This window comes from Pseudomonas purpurea, from assembly GCF_039908635.1.
Lineage (GTDB): Bacteria > Pseudomonadota > Gammaproteobacteria > Pseudomonadales > Pseudomonadaceae > Aquipseudomonas > Aquipseudomonas purpurea.
In genome coordinates, this window is sequence record NZ_CP150918.1 from 678,737 (window position 1) to 697,530 (window position 18,794).

Sequence of the window (18,794 nt, forward strand, 5' to 3'; positions counted from 1 at the left end):
GGGGCGTTTTTTTTTGCCCGGTCGCAGGCGTTGCCCCGTCACGGAGCGGATGCAATGGCAGGGAGGGGGCTGCTGATTGAGAGATGCCGCTGGTCGGAAATCAGCGCTTACCTGTTATTTCTGACAGTAGGCAGTGCCCATGAGCCCGGTATTAGATGGCGTCATCGTTGCCCGTCAACTTGCGGCGACACCGCCGAGACAGGAGATCGCTCATGACCGTTCAAGTCACCGCTCCCGCAAAACGCCTTGCCCTACCGGATCCTCTTCCGCCACTGACCGTCAAGCAGGCCCCGGATAACCAAAACCTGGACCCGTTGCGGGTTGATCGCGACGAAGCATTGACAGCAGAAATCCCGACGGAAGGGCTTGAAAGCACTGACCAGTTTTATATCGACGTCGTGGGGGCGCCGGGCACGCACCCCGACGCTTCGTACACGCTGGGGCCCATCCCCCTGGGCGGTGTGAGACCGCGAGAAGTGAACCTGCGCGCAAGCATCGTTGCCCTGCTGTTGAAAAAATTGGTGACCCTGAGCTACAGAATCGTGCGTGGGGCGCAGGAGAAACCCTCCGAGCCACTGGAGCTGAGGGTTTCAGCCCTTGAAGTGAAGGTGCCGGTCGCACGGATCCTGGAGGCGCAGGGCAACGGTCATGGCTTTGAACTGGACCTGACCTCCGGCACCCGTGACCTGACCGCACGGCTGGATCGCTGGCCCTTGCTCGCAAAAGATCAATTAGTCTGGGTGACCCTCAAGGGGAAGGATGCCGAAGGGAACGACCACATCCTGGCCCTGTTGGCGCCACCGGCGGGCACGGTCAGCCAGCGCTGGGAGGATCTGGGCTATCACGAACTCCCGATAGACCGTGGCTACCTGGCGAAGCTGGGAAACAGCACGACGCTGATCATCGAACAGCGGGTTGCATGTGACCGGGTGAATGACGCAGACGCGGCAGTCGTCTTTGCGGACCGGACCTATACCGTTAAAACTATTGCGGTCGTGAAACCCGAGATCACCTCCGTGAAGGATTCGGCGGGTCAGGACGTCGCGGATAACGGCACAACCACAGACACCACACTGACCCTGCGCGGCACGGTTGAGTTGGGTAAAAAAGTCGAAATTCATGACGGCAACGTTTGGCGGGAAGGAACCACGACCGGGGTGAACTGGACGTACGAGGCCAGTGGCTTGAGCGCGAAAACCTATGCCTTCAAGGCCCGGGTGGTGGGCAGCACTGCGGAGTCAAATACCTGGACCGTGACCGTGCAAGCGGCGCAGGTGGCCCCGATTATTACAGGTATGAAGGATTCGGCAGGTCAGGACGTCGCGGATAACGGCACAACCACAGACACCACACTGACCCTGCGCGGCACGGTTGAGTCGGGTAAAAAAGTCGAAATTCATGACGGCAATGCTTGGCGGGAAGGAACCACGACCGGGATCAACTGGACGTACGAGGCCAGTGGCTTGAGCGCGAAAACCTATGCCTTCAAGGCCCGGGTGGTGGGCAGCACTGCGGAGTCAAATACCTGGACCGTGACCGTGCAAGCGGCGCAGGTGGCCCCGATTATTACAGGTATGAAGGATTCGGCAGGTCAGGACGTAGCGGATAACGGCACAACCACAGACACCACGCTGACCCTGCGCGGCACGGTTGAGTCGGGTAAAAAAGTCGAAATTCATGACGGCAATACTTGGCGGGAAGGGACCACGACCGGGATCAACTGGACGTACGAGGCCAGTGGCTTGAGCGCGAAAACCTATGCCTTCAAGGCCCGGGTGGTGGGCAGCACTGCGGAGTCAAATACCTGGACCGTGACCGTGCAAGCGGCGCAGGTGGCCCCGATTATTACAGGTATGAAGGATTCGGCAGGTCAGGACGTCGCGGATAACGGCACAACCACAGACACCACACTGACCCTGCGCGGCACGGTTGAGTCGGGTAAAAAAGTCGAAATTCATGACGGCAATGCTTGGCGGGAAGGAACCACGACCGGGATCAACTGGACGTACGAGGCCAGTGGCTTGAGCGCGAAAACCTATGCCTTCAAGGCCCGGGTGGTGGACAGCACTGCGGAGTCAAATACCTGGACCGTGACTGTAGAAACCGCTTCGGACGGGAAGTTGGCGATCATCCAAATCATCGACGCCCTGGGTAACGAGATCTATCGTGGAGGTGCCACAACATTCGCGGCGGCCACGTCCATTACCCTCAAGGGTACGGCAGTACCTGAGGCCAGAGTCTCGGTTTTCGACGTGTTCGACCTTATTGACACCCAACCCGCCCGGAAGTCAGGGCGCTGGACGATGACCCTCAGTGCGTTGAAACAGAAGTCTTACAACTTTGCCATCAGCGCTTCCGGTGCCGATTCTCCTGCGCTTTGGCCATTGAGCATCATGGCGGACGGAACGCCCATTATCGGTTTGGTGATGGATAAAAAGGGGCAAGTCATTGCGCCTTACGGCGAGACCTACGAGCAGGTCTTCACGCTCTCGGGCCAGGGAACGGCGAACGGCAGCATCAAGGTTCATGAGTTGCTCGGCGATACATCAGTCACTGTTGTCGTCAATGCGCAAGGACGGTGGGAGCACGAAGTGAGCGTAGCGTCCCCCCGTGAGTATCACTACGTGGCTTCAGCGCCAGAGGCGGGTTCAGTGAAGTCAAACCTGTGGCGTGTGCGCGTCGTGAAGCAGCCCTGATGACTCGGGATGACTGTTCATGAGCCGTTTTCGCGCGGACATGATCTGGCGTATTGAGTCGTAAACCAAAACACCCCTCTGGGGTAATGCCAGTCAGTTAAGGCACGTAACCTGTGGGAGCGGGCTTGCTCGCGAAGAGGGCATTGCATTCAACATCAATGTTGACTGTGACGCCGCTTTCGCGAGCAAGCCCGCTCCCACAAGGATTGCAGTGCTCAAACTCTTAACTGACAAGCATTACCCCTCTGGGGTGTTTTTTTGAGATGCCTGTTGTCCTGCCCCTGAACGGCTGGCGGAGGGCATGAGACCGGGGCGATATACCGCTGGTCGGAAACCAGTGCTTGCCTGTTATTTCTGACAGTAGGCAGAAACCCTGGGCCCGGTATTAGATGGCGTCATCGTTGCCCGTCAACTTGCGGTGACACCGCCGAGACAGGAGATCGCTCATGACCGTTCAAGTCACCGCTCCCGCAAAACGCCTTGCCCTACCGGATCCTCTTCCGCCACTGACCGTCAAGCAGGCCCCGGATAACCAAAACCTGGACCCGTTGCGGGTTGATCGCGACGAAGCATTGACAGCAGAAATCCCGACGGAAGGGCTTGAAAGCACTGACCAGTTTTATATCGACGTCGTGGGGGCGCCGGGCACGCACCCCGACGCTTCGTACACGCTGGGGCCCATCCCCCTGGGCGGTGTGAGACCGCGAGAAGTGAACCTGCGCGCAAGCATCGTTGCCCTGCTGTTGAAAAAATTGGTGACCCTGAGCTACAGAATCGTGCGTGGGGCGCAGGAGAAACCCTCCGAGCCACTGGAGCTGAGGGTTTCAGCCCTTGAAGTGAAGGTGCCGGTCGCACGGATCCTGGAGGCGCAGGGCAACGGTCATGGCTTTGAACTGGACCTGACCTCCGGCACCCGTGACCTGACCGCACGGCTGGATCGCTGGCCCTTGCTCGCAAAAGATCAATTAGTCTGGGTGACCCTCAAGGGGAAGGATGCCGAAGGGAACGACCACATCCTGGCCCTGTTGGCGCCACCGGCGGGCACGGTCAGCCAGCGCTGGGAGGATCTGGGCTATCACGAACTCCCGATAGACCGTGGCTACCTGGCGAAGTTGGGACACGACACGACGCTGACCATCGAACAGCGGGTTGCATGTGACCGGGTGAATGACGCAGACGCGGCAGTCGTCTTTGCGGATCGGATCTACGCCGTAAAAAACTATAAGCTTGCCATCACCAAGGTGACAGACTCCCAGGACAGGCTTGTTGCCGATGAAAGTGAAACCACCGACACCACGCTGAAGCTGGAGGGCACAGCGCAGAAAGGGGCCCGCGTCGACATTTATGTCGGGCCGGATGTGGTTGCCACGGATGTAGCCGTAGACGGGAAGTGGAAGGCCGAGCTGAGCGGGTTGACTCTCAACACCCATGTCATCAAGGCTGTCGCGGGCGGGCAGGACTCCAATATCTGGAGCGTCACCGTAGCGCTACGCGAACCAGCGGTAAAAGAAGCCAATGGCAGTGCCAGCCTGAATCCGGTCGACGCAGTGACAGAACTGACCGTGATTGTGCCTGGGACCTTGCTGCCGCAGGCCCTGCTCAGTGTTAGCTGGGCAGGTGCAGCAGGCACACCTGACGGGGGGTCGCATGCCACTGTGCCGGCAGAGGTGAGCACCATCGGCCAAGCCATCAAGATGCCGGTGTCGATGATTGCCTTTAACCTGGGCACAACGGTCACGGTGACGTACACCGTGACCCAGCATGGCACCTCGCAAACCTCGGAACCGTTGACGCTTGCAGTCGAGCGGCTGCCAGAGACTGCGCTAAAAAAGCCTGTGATAACGCAAGCATCGGACAGTGGCGAAGGCACTGAATGGGATGTCACGGATCTGACGGCTAATGGCACCGTGAGAGCCTACAGTTGCCCACATATGGCTGTAGGGCCAATACCTGTGGCTGCGTTTGAGGGGTAGAACAACGGCCGGTGGCGAATACGACAAGATTATCTGGAAAGCGCCAGGGGCGTACGTCAACCAAACGATGATCAACGTAGGCTATTTCGACGTTTCGTGGCTGCCGCTCAGTGAGATGCAGGCACTGATGCATGGCAGCGACTTGCACGTCGAGCTCAAAGTGGCTCTTGGGCGGGATCCGGATGAAAACCTGGCAGTGGTTTACCCGTTGCGTACCTACACCATTCTGAAAATTGCTATTACCCGGGTGACAGACTCTGAAGGGAGTGAGGTGGGCAACGGGGGCACAACCACGGACACCACGCTGAACCTCTCGGGCACGGTGACCAAGGGGAGTGACGTCGACATCTATAATGGCGAGACTCGGTTGGGTAGGGCTACGCCGACCGAGACCGGGTGGGAGTATGAGGCGAGTGGTCTCCAGGACAAAACCTATACCTTCGAGGCTTGGATTGTGGGCAGTGGGTTCTGGTCAGATGCCTGGACCGTTACCGTGCAAGCCCCTCAAGGGCACGGCAGCATCCAGGGCGAATGTCTCGGTGTCTGACGTATTTGACCTTCTTGGCACCGAAACAGTCCGCGACACCGGGCACTGGACGATGACCCTCGGTGCGTTGAAGCAGAAGTCTTACAACTTCGCCATCAGCGCTTCCGGTGCAGATTCTCCTGCGCTTTCAGTGAAGTCAAACCTGTGGCGTGTGCGCGTCGTGAAGCAGCCCTGATGACTCGGGATGACTGTTCATGAGCCGTTTTCGTGCGGACATGATCTGGCGTATTGAGTCGTAAACCAAAACACCCCTCTGGGGTGTTTTTTTGAGGTGCCTGTTGTCCTGCCCCTGAACGACTGGCGGAGGGCATGTGACCGGAGCGAAATACCGCTGGTCGGAAACCAGCGCTTACCTGTTATTTCTGACAGTAGGCAGAAACCCTGGGCCCGGTATTAGATGGCGTCATCGTTGCCCGTCAACTTGCGGCGACACCGCCGAGACAGGAGTTTACTCATGACCATTCAAGTCACCGCGCCCGCAAAACGCCTTGCCCTACCGGATACTCTTGCGCCGCTGACTGTCGTGCAGGCCCCGGATAAGCAAAACCTGGACCCGCGGCTGGTCGATCACGACAACGCATTGACAGCGGTTATCCCGACGGAAGGGCTTGAGGAGAGCGACCGGTTTTACATCTATGTCGTGGGGGAGGCGGGCACGCACCCCGACGCTTCGTACTCGTTGGATGACGTGCTTCTGGGGGGCGTGAGACCCCGGGAGGTGAACCTGAAAAAAGGCATCGTTGCTCTGTTGTTGGATAAAAAGGTGACCCTGACCTACAAAATCGTGCGTGGGGCGCAGGAGAAACCCTCCGAGCCACTGGAGCTGAGGGTTTCAGCCCTTGAGGTGAAGGTGCCGGTGGCACGGATCCTGGAGGCGCAGGACAACGGTCATGGCTCTGAACTGGACCTGACTACCGGTACCGTCAACCTGACCGCACGGCTGGATCGCTGGCCCTTGCTCGCCAAAGATCAATTGGTCGGGGTGACCCTCAAGGGGAAGGATGCCGAAGGGAACGACCACATCCTGACCCTGTTGGCGCCACCGGAGGGCACGGTCAGCCAGAACTGGGAGAATCGGGGTTATCACGAACTCCCGATAGACCGTGGCTACCTGGCGGGGCTGGGAAACAACACGACGCTGACCATCGAGCACCAGGTTGCATTTGACCGGGGACATGACGCAGACGCGGTTGTTGTCTTTGCGCACCGGACATACGCCGTAAAGAGTTTGGCGATGGCGAAGCCTTTCATCACCGGTGTAAAGGACTCCAAGGGGAACGACGTTGCTCCTGAAGGCACGACCTTCGATACCCAGCTGAAATTCACCGGCACGGTAGCCGAGGGTGGAGAAGTCGATATCTATGACGGCGTCACCCGGCTCGGCTCGGCCACGGTGAGCAGCACGGGATGGACGTACGAGGCAACCGGCCTGACCGCCAAAACCTACAGCTTCAAGGCTAAAGGGCTGTATGGCGACGAGCCTGAGTCAGAGATCTGGGCGGTGACAGTGCAGGAGGCGACAAAACCTGAGATCCGCACAGTGAAGGACTCCAAGGGGAACGATGTTGCCCCTGAAGGCACGACCTTCGATACCCGGCTGAAATTCACCGGCACGGTAGCCGAGGGTGAAAAAGTCGATATCTATGACGGCGACACCCGGCTCGGCTCGGCTACGGTGAGCGGCACCGGGTGGACGTACGAGGCAACCGGGCTGACCGCCAAAGCCTACACCTTCAAGGCTAAAGGGCTGTATGGCGACGAGCCCGAGTCAGAGGCCTGGGCGGTGACAGTGCGGGTGGCGACAAAACCCGGGATCAGCACGGTAAAGGACTCCAAAGACCAGCCGATCAGTAACCCCGGAACCACTTTCGACACAACCCTGAAACTCACCGGTACGGTAGCCGAGGGTGAAAAAGTCGATATCTATGACGGCAACACCCGGCTCGGCTCGGCCACGGTGAGCGGCACCGGATGGACGTACGAGGCAACCGGGCTGACGGCCAAAACCTACAGCTTCAAGGCTAAAGGGCTGTATGGCGGCGAGCCTGAGTCAGAGATCTGGGCGGTGACAGTGCAGGAGGCGACAAAACCCGAGATCCGCACAGTGAAGGACTCCAAGGGGAACGATGTTGCCCCTGAAGGTGCGACCTTCGATACCCAGCTGAAACTCACCGGCACGGCAGCCGAGGGTGAAAAAGTCGATATCTATGACGGCGACACCCGGCTCGGCTCGGCTACGGTGAGCGGCACCGGGTGGACGTACGAGGCAACCGGCCTGACCGCCAAAGCCTACACCTTCAAGGCTAAAGGGCTGTATGGCGACGAGCCCGAGTCAGAGGCCTGGGCGGTGACAGTGCGGGTGGCGACAAAACCCGGGATCAGCACGGTAAAGGACTCCAAAGACCAGCCGATCAGTAACCCCGGAACCACTTTCGACACAACCCTGAAACTCACCGGCACGGCAGCCGAGGGTGAAAAAGTCGATATCTATGACGGCGACACCCGGCTCGGCTCGGCTACGGTGAGCGGCACCGGGTGGACGTACGAGGCAACCGGCCTGACCGCCAAAGCCTACACCTTCAAGGCTAAAGGGCTGTATGGCGACGAGCCCGAGTCAGAGGCCTGGGCGGTGACAGTGCGGGTGGCGACAAAACCCGGGATCAGCACGGTAAAGGACTCCAAAGACCAGCCGATCAGTAACCCCGGAACCACTTTCGACACAACCCTGAAACTCACCGGTACGGTAGCCGAGGGTGAAAAAGTCGATATCTATGACGGCGACACCCGGCTCGGCTCGGCCACGGTGAGCGGCACCGGGTGGACGTACGAGGCAACCGGGCTGACCGCCAAAGCCTACAGCTTCAAGGCCAAAGGGCTGTATGGCGACGAGCCCGAGTCAGAGATCTGGGCGGTGACAGTGCGGGCGGCGACAAAGCCCGGGATCAGCACGATAAAGGACTCCAACGACCAACTGATCGGTAACCCCGGAACCACTTTCGATACCCTGCTGAAACTCACCGGTACGGCGGGCGTGGGGGAAATTGTGACAATTTTCTCTGGAGACGATTCGAGAGGGACACTCAGAGCTGACGATGGAACGTGGAGGGTTGAGCAGAATTCATGGGGTCTGGGTACGCTTGCCATTAGGGTTGTTGCCAGCGGATTGGATTCTGACATCTGGAGGGTTACGCTGATTGACGTGCCTCTTGTCATCAGCTCCATCAGGGCGGGGGACGTTGATGTCCCGCCCGATTCCACAACCACCGCTACTGCTGTGACCGTAAAAGGTACGGCCGCACCGAATCAGTTTGTCACGGTGTTTGATGGTGATCTGTCCATGCCGACTATCAATGCTGACAGGAATGGTGAGTGGGAAATGCCCATCTCAGGGCTGAAACCCGGACTGCATGAGATCAAGGCTCAAAAGGTTGATGGGACACCCTCCGCGATCTGGCGTTTTACGGTGGTGCGGTAAGCCCCATGGCTTCAAGTCCTGTGGCACTTTTTGAAAAAGAGTTTACTCATGACCATTCAAGTCACCGCGCCCGCAAAACGCCTTGCACTACCGGATCCTCTTCCGCCGCTGACTGTCGAGCAGGCCCCGGATAACCAAAACCTGGACCCGTTGCGGGTCGATCAAGACAACGCATGGACAGCGCTTATCCCGAGGGATGGGCTTGAAAGCACTGACCAGTTTTATATCGACGTCGTGGGGGAGACGGGCACGCCCCCCGAAGCATCGTACACGCTGGGGCCCTTAAGTCTGGGGGGAATGAGACCGCGAACAGTGAACCTGCGCAAAAGCATCGTTGCCCTGTTGTTGGATAAAAAGGTGACCCTGACTTACACAATCGTGCGTGATAGGGGGCAGCCGGGGGAGGAGGAGAAAACCTCCGGCCCACTGGAGTTGAAGGTTTCAGCCCTTGACGTGAATGAACCGGTCGCACGGATCCTGGAGGCGCAGGACAACGGTCATGGCTCTGAACTGGACCTGACCACCGGTATCGGCAACCTGACCGCACGGCTGGATCGCTGGCCCTTGCTCGCCAAAGATCAATTGGTCGGGGTGACCCTCAAGGGGAAGGATGCCGAAGGGAAAGACCACAACCTGACCCTGTTGGCGCTACCGGAGAGCTCGGTCAGCCAGCGCTGGGAGGATCTGGGCTATCACGAACTCCCGATAGACCGTGACTACCTGGCGGGGCTGGGAAACAACACGACGCTGACCATCGAGCACCAGGTTGCATTTGACCGGGGACATGACGCAGACGCGGTTGTTGTCTTTGCGCACCGGCCATACACCGTAAAGAGTTTGGCGATGGCGAAGCCTTTCATCACAGGTGTAAAGGACTCCAAGGGGAACGACGTTGCCCCTGAAGGTGCGACCTTCGATACCCAACTGAAACTCACCGGCACGGCAGCCAAGGGTGGAAAAGTCGATATCTATGACGGCAAAACCCGGCTCGACTCGGCCACGGTGAGCGGCACCGGGTGGACGTACGAGGCAACCGGGCTGACCGCCAAAGCCTACAACTTCAAGGCCAAAGGGCTGTATGGCGACGAGCCCGAATCAGAGCCCTGGGCGGTGACGGTGACGGCAGTCGCGGGGCAGCCATGGATCCGCAGTGTCACGGACGTTGATGGCAATGAGATCCGTGGTACCGGCTACACGGCCTCGACGACGGTAGAGCTGAGCGGAACCGCGAGCCCTAGGCAGGAGGTCAAGCTCTTTGATGGTAACGACCCCGCCGGCACTGCCACGGCGGATGATGATGGGGTATGGAATGTAACGCTGGAAGGGCTGGCCGAAAGGCTTCACGTCATCAAAGTGGAGGGTTCCAATGTTACCCACGAACGCAGGTTTAGCGTGGTCGATCCACGGGTCACGATCATCACTGTGGCGAGAGACTCATCGGGCAACGTTATCCCATGGAACGGCACTACTCGTGATCGCTCGGTTGTCCTGGCCGGTACCGGAACTGCAAATGAGGAAATAGAGATTAAAAGCAGGACGGTCTTGCAGGGTAAAACCAGAGTCAATACTGACGGGCGGTGGGAGCTTCGGCTGAATGTATTGACTGACGACCACCCTATTTTCATCGCATACGGCGCCTACAGCGGTGGACTGGTACTACAAACCTATCAATTCAGGATTTTCTAAAAGCAGTGCCTGTATTGGTATCACTTATGTATTGAAGGCTGACGTCATTCTGCTCAGCCATCGTTCTGAAAGACGCCCCTCTCGGGGTGTTTTTCAGCAAGCCTGCTGCTTATCAGTGAAAAGCCCACCGAGGATCACTCCTCCAGTGGGCTTTGTCTTGTCAGCCGAGGCGACTCAAGGCGCGAACGGCATCACCCGCTTGTGATGGGTCTTGCGGTACGTCTCGCAAATAATCCTGAACGCCTCTTCACGCACTGGCTCCCCATGCAGGAAGGCATCAATCTCGGCGTACGTCACGCCATGGGAAGCTTCATCCGGTTTTCCGGGGGACAGGTCTTCAAGGTCGGCGGTCGGGATTTTCTCCACCAGCGACTCCGGCGCGCCGAAGCTGCGAGCGATGGCCCGCACCTGGTTTTTCACCAGCCCGCTCAGCGGCGCGAGGTCGCAGGCGCCGTCACCGAACTTGGTGAAGAAACCCATCACCGCTTCGGCCGCGTGGTCGGTGCCGATCACCAGGCCGTGGGCCGCCCCGGCGATGGTGTATTGGGCGACCATGCGCATCCGCGCCTTGGTGTTGCCCAGCACAAAATCCACCGAGACCGCGTGCTTGCCTTCGAAGGCCGCCACTTCGCTGGCCAGCGACTTGACCGCTGGGCCGATGTTCACGGTGTGGCGTTCGTCCGGGGCGATGAAGTCCACCGAGGCTTGCGCGTCGTGCTCGTCGAACTGGGTTTCGTACGGCAAGCGCACGGCGATGAATGTGTAACCCGCATCACCGGTGCGCTCGCGCAGTTCGCGCATGGCGCGCTGGGCCAGAAGGCCGGCGGTCAACGAGTCGACGCCACCGCTGATGCCCAGCACCAGGCTCTTGAGCCCGGAATTGACCAGGCAATCCTGAATGAAGCTAATCCGCCGCGCGACTTCAGCCTCCAGGGCCGCAGGGTCCGCGAAGGGCGGTTGGACCTTGAGCTGTTCGGCCATCTCACGTTGTACGGCTTGCATGAATTCACTCCTTGCTGGTGAGGGCAGGTACTTTGAAAACGTGACGTAAATAGGCGACAAAATTCGGGTCTTTGCAGTGCGTCTTGCCCGATTCGTCGGAAATCTTGGCGACGGGCTCGCCATTACAGGCCGCCATTTTAAGCACGATGCTCATCGGTTCGACACCTGGAATATCGCAGGTCAGGTTGGTGCCGATCCCGAAGCTGACATTGATCCGACCGTGCAGCGCCCGGAAAATCTCCAGCGACTTGGGCAGCGTCAGGCTGTCGGAGAACACCAGTGTCTTGCTCATCGGGTCGATGCCGAGCTTGTGGTAGTGGGCGATGGCTTTCTCGGCCCACAGGATCGGGTCGCCGGAGTCATGCCGCAGCCCGTCGAAGAGTTTGGCAAAGTACAGGTCGAAGTCACTGAGGAAGGCGTCGGTGGTGATGCAGTCGGTCAGGGCGATCCCCAGCAACCCACGGTACTCGCGGACCCAGCAATCGAGTGCGGCGCTCTGGCTGTCGATCAGGCGCGGACCGAGTTGCTGGTGGGCCATGATCCATTCGTGGGCCATGGTGCCCAGCGGTTTCATGTCCAGCTCGCGCGCCAGGTGCACGTTGCTGGTGCCGACGAATCGCCCGGGGAAGTCGTGCTTGAGCACGTTCACCACTTCTTCCTGCACACGGTAGGAGAAGCGTCGACGGGTGCCGAAGTCAGCCACTTGCAGGTGCGACAGCTCGTCGGCGCTGGCATTGGCGCTCAGCCAGTCGAATTTGCGATAGAGCTGCTCGCGTGCTTGTTCCAGCACGGTTTCGCGGTAGCGATAACGGTTGCGCACTTCACTGACGATGGCCAGCAGCGGCACTTCGAACAGAATCACATGCAACCATGGCCCGCGCAGGCGGATGAACAACTCGCCGTTCTCGATACCGGTGTGGATGTAACGCAGGTTGAAGCGGAACAGCCCCAGGAACCGCAGGAAATCCGGCTTCAGGAAACTGATGCGCTCCAGGAAACTCAACTGGTCGGCGCTCAGGCTCAACTCGGCCAGGCGCTCGATCTGGAACCGGATTTCGGCGAGATAAGGGCGCAGGTCCTCGCTGTTGCGACAGCGAAACCCCCACTCGACTTCAACGTTGGGGTAGTTGTGCAGCACCGCCTGCATCATCGTCAGTTTGTAGAAGTCGGTGTCGAGCAAGTTCTGCACGATGCGATCGGCAAACACACTCTCGCTCATAACGGGAATCTCCATGCTGGCCACTGCCGGGAGCGGTGGCCTTTCAGCTGTTTCAATGAATGGGCGTAGTGGCGCATATCAATGGCAATCATTGCCAGCGATTTTTTAGACGATGCCGATACTTTGTGGTGAGGGCGCTTGTCGGATCGCCGTACCGTCCCGCTGGGGTGCGAAGCGCCCCCGAATACAGCCGCCACGTTACATCTGGAGTCATGCATGTGCCGTTTTGCGACTGCTTCGCAGCCGAGCGGGAGCAAGCTCCCTCGCCACAGGTCCTGTGTAAGGCTCAACCCTGTGAAGCCGCCGGGTTATCAATCTGCTCCAGCATCCATTTCACGAAGTCCCGCACCTTGGGCACTTCTGCCGAGTGCTCGGGGTAGGCCAGGTAATAGGCGTCCGTGCTGGGCATCGCGTGTGGCCACGGGATCACCAGTTTGCCGTCGGCCAGTTCTTCTTCCACCAGAAACCGTGGCAACAGTGCAACGCCGCAGCCGACTTGCGCGGCGCGGATGCACATATAAAAGGTTTCGAAGCGCGGGCCGTGGTAGCTGTGTTCGGTCTGGTAACCCTGGCTGTCGAACCAGTCATGCCAGGCCTGTGGCCGCGAGGCGCTTTGCAGCAGCACCAGATCGCTGAGTCGGGTCGGGTCGGTGAACGGCGTGTCCGGCAGGCTGCCCGGTGCACAGACCGGCACAAGCTCCTCGCCGAACAGCTTCAGGCACTCGGTGCCGGGGCGTGAACCCTGGCCGAAGTAAAACGCCAGATCGCTGCGACCTTGCAGCAGGTCGTCGGCTTCGTGTTCGTTGCACAGGTCCAGATGAATCTGCGGATGACGCAGGCGCCAGCCCTTGAGCCGTGGGACCAGCCAGCGAGCGCCGAAGGTTGACGGCGTAGACACCCGCAAGACTTCGGTTTCACCGCCGTAGGAACGCAGGTAGTGGGTCGACATCTCTACTTGCGTGAGAATTTTTCGGACTTCAACCAGGTACAAATCCCCGGCCGGGGTCATTTGCAGGCGTCGGCGGATGCGCCGGAACAGCAAGTGTTGCAGCAGCTCTTCGAGTTGCGCGACCTGCTTGCTCACGGCGCTCTGGGTCAGGTTCAACTCTTCGGCGGCGCGGGTGAAGCTCAGGTGACGGGTGACAGCCTCGAAGCACTGCAACGCGGTGATCGACGGCAAGTGACGTTTATTCAGCATGGGGAGGCCCTTGTTCTTGTTGTGACGCTTTGCATGAATAAACGGAATGATATCTCGCTTAAAGGTCGTTTGTTGGGACGTCTGCGGGCAGCTACAACTACAGGTCTGATCAGCCGCGTATTCCGGCTGCCCGAATCTGCATTTTGCTTGAGGACTCCCCCATGGTTGCCGCATTGCTTGATCGTCTTGGCGTAAACCCGGCCCTGTACCAGAACGGCAAACAGCCGGTGCATTCCCCCATCGACGGCAGCCGCATTGGCGCCGTGAACTGGGAGGGCGCCGCCGAAGTCGAGCAGCACATCAGTCGTGCAGATCATGCGTTCGAGTTGTGGCGCAAGGTCCCGGCACCGCGCCGTGGCGAGCTGGTGCGTCAGTTGGGCGATATTCTGCGCGAATACAAGGCCGACCTCGGTGAGCTGGTGTCCTGGGAAGCCGGCAAGATCACTCAGGAAGGGTTGGGTGAAGTTCAGGAAATGATCGACATCTGCGACTTCGCCGTCGGCCTGTCCCGTCAGCTCTACGGCTTGACCATCGCCTCCGAGCGTCCGGGCCATCACATGCGCGAGACCTGGCACCCGCTGGGCATCGTCGGCGTCATCAGCGCCTTCAACTTCCCGGTCGCGGTCTGGGCCTGGAACGCCACGCTGGCCCTGGTGTGCGGCAACCCGGTGATCTGGAAGCCGTCCGAGAAAACCCCGCTCACCGCCCTGGCGTGCCAGGCGTTGTTCGAGCGCGTGCTGAAAAATTTCAGCGACGCGCCGCCGTACCTGAGCCAGGTGATCATTGGCGGTCGCGACGCCGGTGAGGCGTTGGTGGACGACCCGCGCGTGGCGTTGATCAGCGCCACCGGCAGCACCCGCATGGGCCGCGAAGTGGCGCCGAAAATCGCCGCGCGTTTCGCCCGCAGCATTCTGGAACTGGGCGGCAACAACGCGATGATCCTCGGCCCAAGTGCGGATCTGGACATGGCGGTTCGGGCGATCCTGTTCAGTGCGGTCGGCACGGCGGGCCAGCGCTGCACCACGCTGCGTCGCCTGATCGCCCACGAGTCAGTGAAGGAAGAAATCGTCACCCGCCTCAAAGCCGCTTATTCCAAGGTTCGTATCGGCCATCCGCTGCAAGGCAACCTGGTCGGCCCGTTGATCGACCAGCACAGTTTCGAAAACATGCAGGATGCACTGGAGCAGGCATTGAGCGAGGGCGGCCGGGTGTTTGGCGGCAAGCGTCAGCTTGAAGACACGTTCCCGAACGCCTATTACGTTTCGCCGGCCATCGTCGAAATGCCGGAGCAGAGCGATGTGGTGTGCAGTGAAACGTTTGCTCCGATTCTGTACGTGGTCGGCTACACCGACTTCGCCGATGCGCTGCGCCTGAACAACGCCGTGCCACAAGGGTTGTCGTCGTGCATTTTCACCACTGATGTACGTGAAGCCGAGCAGTTCATGTCGGCGGTGGGCAGCGACTGCGGCATCGCCAACGTCAACATCGGCCCGAGCGGCGCGGAAATCGGCGGCGCGTTTGGCGGTGAGAAAGAGACCGGCGGCGGTCGCGAATCCGGCTCCGATGCGTGGCGCGGTTACATGCGCCGCCAGACCAACACCGTGAACTACTCGCTGGAGTTGCCGTTGGCCCAGGGCATTACATTTGATTAAACACAGTTCTTGAACCCATGAAGAACCCTGTGGGAGCGAGCTTGCTCGCGATGAGGGCCTGTCAGCCGACATCAATGTTGACTGACAGATAGCAATCGCGAGCAAGCTCGCTCCCACAATGAATGGTGTGTGTTGGTTAGGTTTCTGTTGGAGTCTGGCAATGCCGTTATTGGACGAGTGTCTATGGGAAAAACTGACGCCGCAACGGCCTGACCGGGCGGCGCTCAAGGGCGAGGTCCGCGCGGATGTGTGCGTGATCGGCGCAGGCTTCACCGGGTTGTCGGCGGCCGTGCATTTGCTGGAACAAGGCAAAAGCGTCTGCGTGCTGGAGGCTCAGCGCTGCGGGCAGGGCGGATCGGGGCGTAACGTCGGGCTGGTGAACGCCGGGATGTGGATTCCCCCGGACGAGATCGAAGCCGGTTTTGGCGAAGCGGTCGGCAGTCAGCTCAACCGCATGCTGGGTGCGGCACCGTCGCTGGTGTTCAGCCTGATCGACAAGTACCACATCGACTGTCAGTTGCGCCGCGAAGGTACGTTGCACATGGCCCACAACGCCCGCGGCGAAGCCGATCTGCGCAGCCGTGAAGAACAATGGAAACGTCGTGGCGCGCCAGTCGAGTTGCTGACCGGTGCCGCGTGCGAGCAGGCCACCGGCACTAAAAAGATCGCCGCCGCGTTGCTCGACCGCCGCGCCGGTACGCTCAACCCGATGGCCTACACCAGTGGCCTGGCCAAAGCAGCGGCGGACCTGGGTGGTCAGTTGTTCGATCATTCAGCGGTCACCGGGCTGGAACGCCAGGGCCAACGCTGGTCGGTGCAAACCGCTCAAGGCGCCGTGTCGGCCGAGCAAGTGGTGATCGCTTCCAACGCCTACACCGAAGGTGACTGGACCGAGCTGCGGCGCAACTTCTTCGCCGGTTACTACTATCAGGTTGCGTCCGTGCCCCTGACCGAAGACGCCGCCCAACAGATTTTGCCAGGTGGCCAGGGCTCCTGGGACACCCGTCAGGTGCTGAGCAGCATTCGCCGCGACAGTCAGGGCCGCCTGCTGCTGGGCAGCCTGGGCAACGGCAACCAGAAACCTGCGTGGTTCCTCAAGGCCTGGGCCGACCGGGTGCAGCAGCACTACTTTCCCTACCTCAAACCGGTGGAATGGGAGTGCACCTGGACCGGGTGCATCGCGTTCACCCCTGACCACCTGATGCGCTTGTTCGAACCTGCGCCGGGTCTGGTGGCCGTCACCGGTTACAACGGCCGGGGCGTGACCACCGGCACCGTCGTCGGCAAAGCCTTCGCCGACTATCTGTGCCACGGAGATCCCCAGGCCTTGCCGATTCCCTTTGCACCGATGCAGCCATTGGCTGGCGTTGGGTTACGTAGCTGTTTGTATGAAGCGGGTTTTTCCCTCTATCACGCCGGGCAGTGCCTGCGCATTGTCATATAACGGGGTGAATTTGTTGCTGGAAGCGGCGCTTTTTCGTGCAGCGGGAGGACCTCTCATCAGTTTTTTCCTGCACCGCGCCGGGTCTGCTGTGGTGCAGGACAAGGCGCGAGGAGCGTGGTTTGGTTATTCCAAACAAGCTCCGAGCAACGCAGCCCTGCACCACAGCAGGCCCGGCCCTTCGGGTTGTGTCTTAAAACGGGCCAGGCTGCGTTGCAGTCCTTGGCAAGGGAACGACCATTACCTGCGGACTGCGCCTTGCCTGGCCCGCTTTAAGACTTCAACGCGGAGCAGGAAATAACTGATGAGAGGTCCTATTCTTTAGTGGTGCGGGTTGTAGCAGTTGTGCACCAGCAGTGTGCAGTTCGGTGACGCAGGCTGTTACACGGCGGTTGCACGTCGTTTGGCGCTGCGGTTGCAATGATGGCGCGAGCTGGTTGCGCCATTAAAAAATAACGGTTTCACCTTCCGCGGTTTAGACGGTTGCACGTCCAATGAAAATGGGCCCGAAACAGTCGTAATAACAAGAAAGCAGCGACTTTTTGAAGAATAAAAAACCGATGGCACGGCCCTTGCTCTGAGCATTCAGAGAAGTCGCAATGCCAACTAAAAAAAACCTTGGAGCACCACCTCATGTCCCAGACGTTTTACAAAAAAGGCTTTGTAGCCCTCGCAGTGGCAGCTGCGCTGGGTGTTTCTGCGTTTGCTCAGGCTGATATCAAGATTGGTGTTGCCGGCCCCATGACAGGTCCTAGCGCGGCATTTGGCGAGCAGTACATGAAGGGTGCGCAGGCAGCGGCGGATGCGGTCAACGCGGCAGGTGGGGTAAACGGCGAAAAAATCGTCCTGGTCAAAGGCGATGACGCCTGCGAACCAAAACAGGCTGTGTCGGTTGCCAAGGACCTGACCAACCAGAAAGTCGCCGGCGTGGTCGGGCACTTCTGCTCTTCTTCGACCATTCCCGCATCCGAGATCTACGACGAAGCCGGGATCATTTCGATTACTCCAGGCTCCACCAACCCCAAGGTGACCGAGCGCGGCCTGAGCGCCATGTTCCGCATGTGCGGGCGTGACGACCAGCAGGGCATCGTGGCAGGCGACTACATCGTCGACGTGCTCAAGGGCAAGAAAGTGGCGGTGCTTCACGACAAGGACACGTACGGTCAAGGGTTGGCGGATGCCACCAAGGCCCAGTTGGAAAAACGCGGCGTGAAACCGGTGCTGTATGAAGGTTTGACCCGTGGCGAAAAAGACTTCAGCGCAGTCGTCACCAAGATCCGTGGCACCGGGGCCGATGTGGTCTATTTCGGCGGCCTGCACCCGGAAGCCGGTCCACTGGTTCGCCAGTTGCGTGAGCAAGGCCTCAAGGACATCACGTTCATGTCCGATGACGGCATCGTTACCGATGAACTGGTGACCACCGCAGGTGGCGCGCAATTCGTCGACGGCGTGCTGATGACCTTCGGCGCCGACCCGCGCCTGCTGCCGGACAGCAAGGCTGTGGTCGACAAGTTCCGTGCTACCGGTTACGAGCCTGAAGGCTACACCTTGTATGCCTATGCCTCGATCCAGACCCTGGCCGCCGGTTTCAACGGCGCCAAGTCCAACAAGGGCGAAGATGCCGCCAAGTGGCTGAAAGCCAACCCGGTCAAAACCGTGATGGGCGAGAAATCCTGGGACAGCAAGGGCGACCTGAAGGTCTCGGACTACGTGGTGTACCAGTGGGACAAGAGCGGCAAATACCATCAGCTGGAAAAACAGAAGTGACCTGAACGCCTGATCCGGTCGGCCCCCATGGGGGCCGACCGTTTACCGCGTATCCGTGCAGTACCTGTCTTTTCTCCTAGAGCCGCATCTCTGGGTGTTGCGCGGATGGCTGAACCCCACGCCGTCGCAGCAGCCACT

11 protein-coding genes are annotated in these 18,794 nt (G+C 59.7%); 8 read left to right on the plus strand and 3 right to left on the minus strand.

Annotation, left to right across the window (positions count from 1 at the left end):
* Positions 1 to 212 precede the first annotated feature (212 nt).
* The 5 genes from AABM54_RS03035 to AABM54_RS03055 all read left to right on the plus strand — a co-directional run bounded on the left by AABM54_RS03035 (position 213) and on the right by AABM54_RS03055 (position 10,377).
* Positions 213 to 2,696 carry a hypothetical protein gene (locus AABM54_RS03035; protein ID WP_347903650.1) on the plus strand — a complete coding sequence of 828 codons (2,484 nt, stop codon included), beginning with the start codon at positions 213 to 215 and terminating at the stop codon, positions 2,694 to 2,696.
* Positions 2,697 to 3,142: 446 nt separating this feature from the next.
* Positions 3,143 to 4,669: a hypothetical protein gene (locus AABM54_RS03040; RefSeq protein WP_347903651.1), complete on the plus strand. Its 1,527-nt coding sequence runs from the start codon at positions 3,143 to 3,145 to the stop codon at positions 4,667 to 4,669.
* A gap of 67 nt (positions 4,670 to 4,736) precedes the next feature.
* Positions 4,737 to 5,216: a hypothetical protein gene (locus tag AABM54_RS03045; protein WP_347903652.1), complete on the plus strand. Its 480-nt coding sequence runs from the start codon at positions 4,737 to 4,739 to the stop codon at positions 5,214 to 5,216.
* 454 nt (positions 5,217 to 5,670) lie between these two features.
* Positions 5,671 to 8,691, plus strand: a complete 3,021-nt coding sequence (locus AABM54_RS03050) for a hypothetical protein (RefSeq protein ID WP_347903654.1) — start codon at positions 5,671 to 5,673, stop codon at positions 8,689 to 8,691.
* 48 nt (positions 8,692 to 8,739) lie between these two features.
* Positions 8,740 to 10,377: a hypothetical protein gene (locus tag AABM54_RS03055; protein WP_347903655.1), complete on the plus strand. Its 1,638-nt coding sequence runs from the start codon at positions 8,740 to 8,742 to the stop codon at positions 10,375 to 10,377.
* Positions 10,378 to 10,551: 174 nt separating this feature from the next.
* Here the strand turns inward: AABM54_RS03055 and nadE are convergent, their stop codons facing one another.
* The 3 genes from nadE to AABM54_RS03070 all read right to left on the minus strand — a co-directional run bounded on the left by nadE (position 10,552) and on the right by AABM54_RS03070 (position 13,796).
* Positions 10,552 to 11,379 (minus strand): ammonia-dependent NAD(+) synthetase, encoded by an 828-nt coding sequence (nadE, locus tag AABM54_RS03060; protein ID WP_347903656.1) that lies wholly within the window; start codon positions 11,377 to 11,379, stop codon positions 10,552 to 10,554.
* A gap of 4 nt (positions 11,380 to 11,383) precedes the next feature.
* The gene (gene pncB / locus AABM54_RS03065) at positions 11,384 to 12,598 is read right to left on the minus strand and encodes a nicotinate phosphoribosyltransferase (protein WP_347903657.1); all 1,215 of its coding nucleotides are present in this window, start codon (positions 12,596 to 12,598) and stop codon (positions 11,384 to 11,386) included.
* Positions 12,599 to 12,884: 286 nt separating this feature from the next.
* The gene (locus AABM54_RS03070) at positions 12,885 to 13,796 is read right to left on the minus strand and encodes a LysR substrate-binding domain-containing protein (RefSeq protein ID WP_347903659.1); all 912 of its coding nucleotides are present in this window, start codon (positions 13,794 to 13,796) and stop codon (positions 12,885 to 12,887) included.
* A 161-nt stretch (positions 13,797 to 13,957) separates the two neighbouring features.
* Between AABM54_RS03070 and AABM54_RS03075 the strand changes: the two genes are divergently transcribed.
* The 3 genes from AABM54_RS03075 (at position 13,958) to AABM54_RS03085 (ending at position 18,656) form a co-directional block, all read left to right on the plus strand.
* A complete protein-coding gene (locus AABM54_RS03075; protein WP_347903660.1) occupies positions 13,958 to 15,448 on the plus strand; it encodes an aldehyde dehydrogenase family protein in 1,491 nt (496 codons plus the stop codon).
* A 160-nt stretch (positions 15,449 to 15,608) separates the two neighbouring features.
* A complete protein-coding gene (locus AABM54_RS03080) occupies positions 15,609 to 16,892 on the plus strand; it encodes an FAD-binding oxidoreductase (RefSeq protein ID WP_347903661.1) in 1,284 nt (427 codons plus the stop codon).
* Between the two features lie 630 nt (positions 16,893 to 17,522).
* Positions 17,523 to 18,656: a branched-chain amino acid ABC transporter substrate-binding protein gene (locus AABM54_RS03085; protein WP_347903662.1), complete on the plus strand. Its 1,134-nt coding sequence runs from the start codon at positions 17,523 to 17,525 to the stop codon at positions 18,654 to 18,656.
* The last annotated feature ends 138 nt before the right edge of the window (positions 18,657 to 18,794 follow it).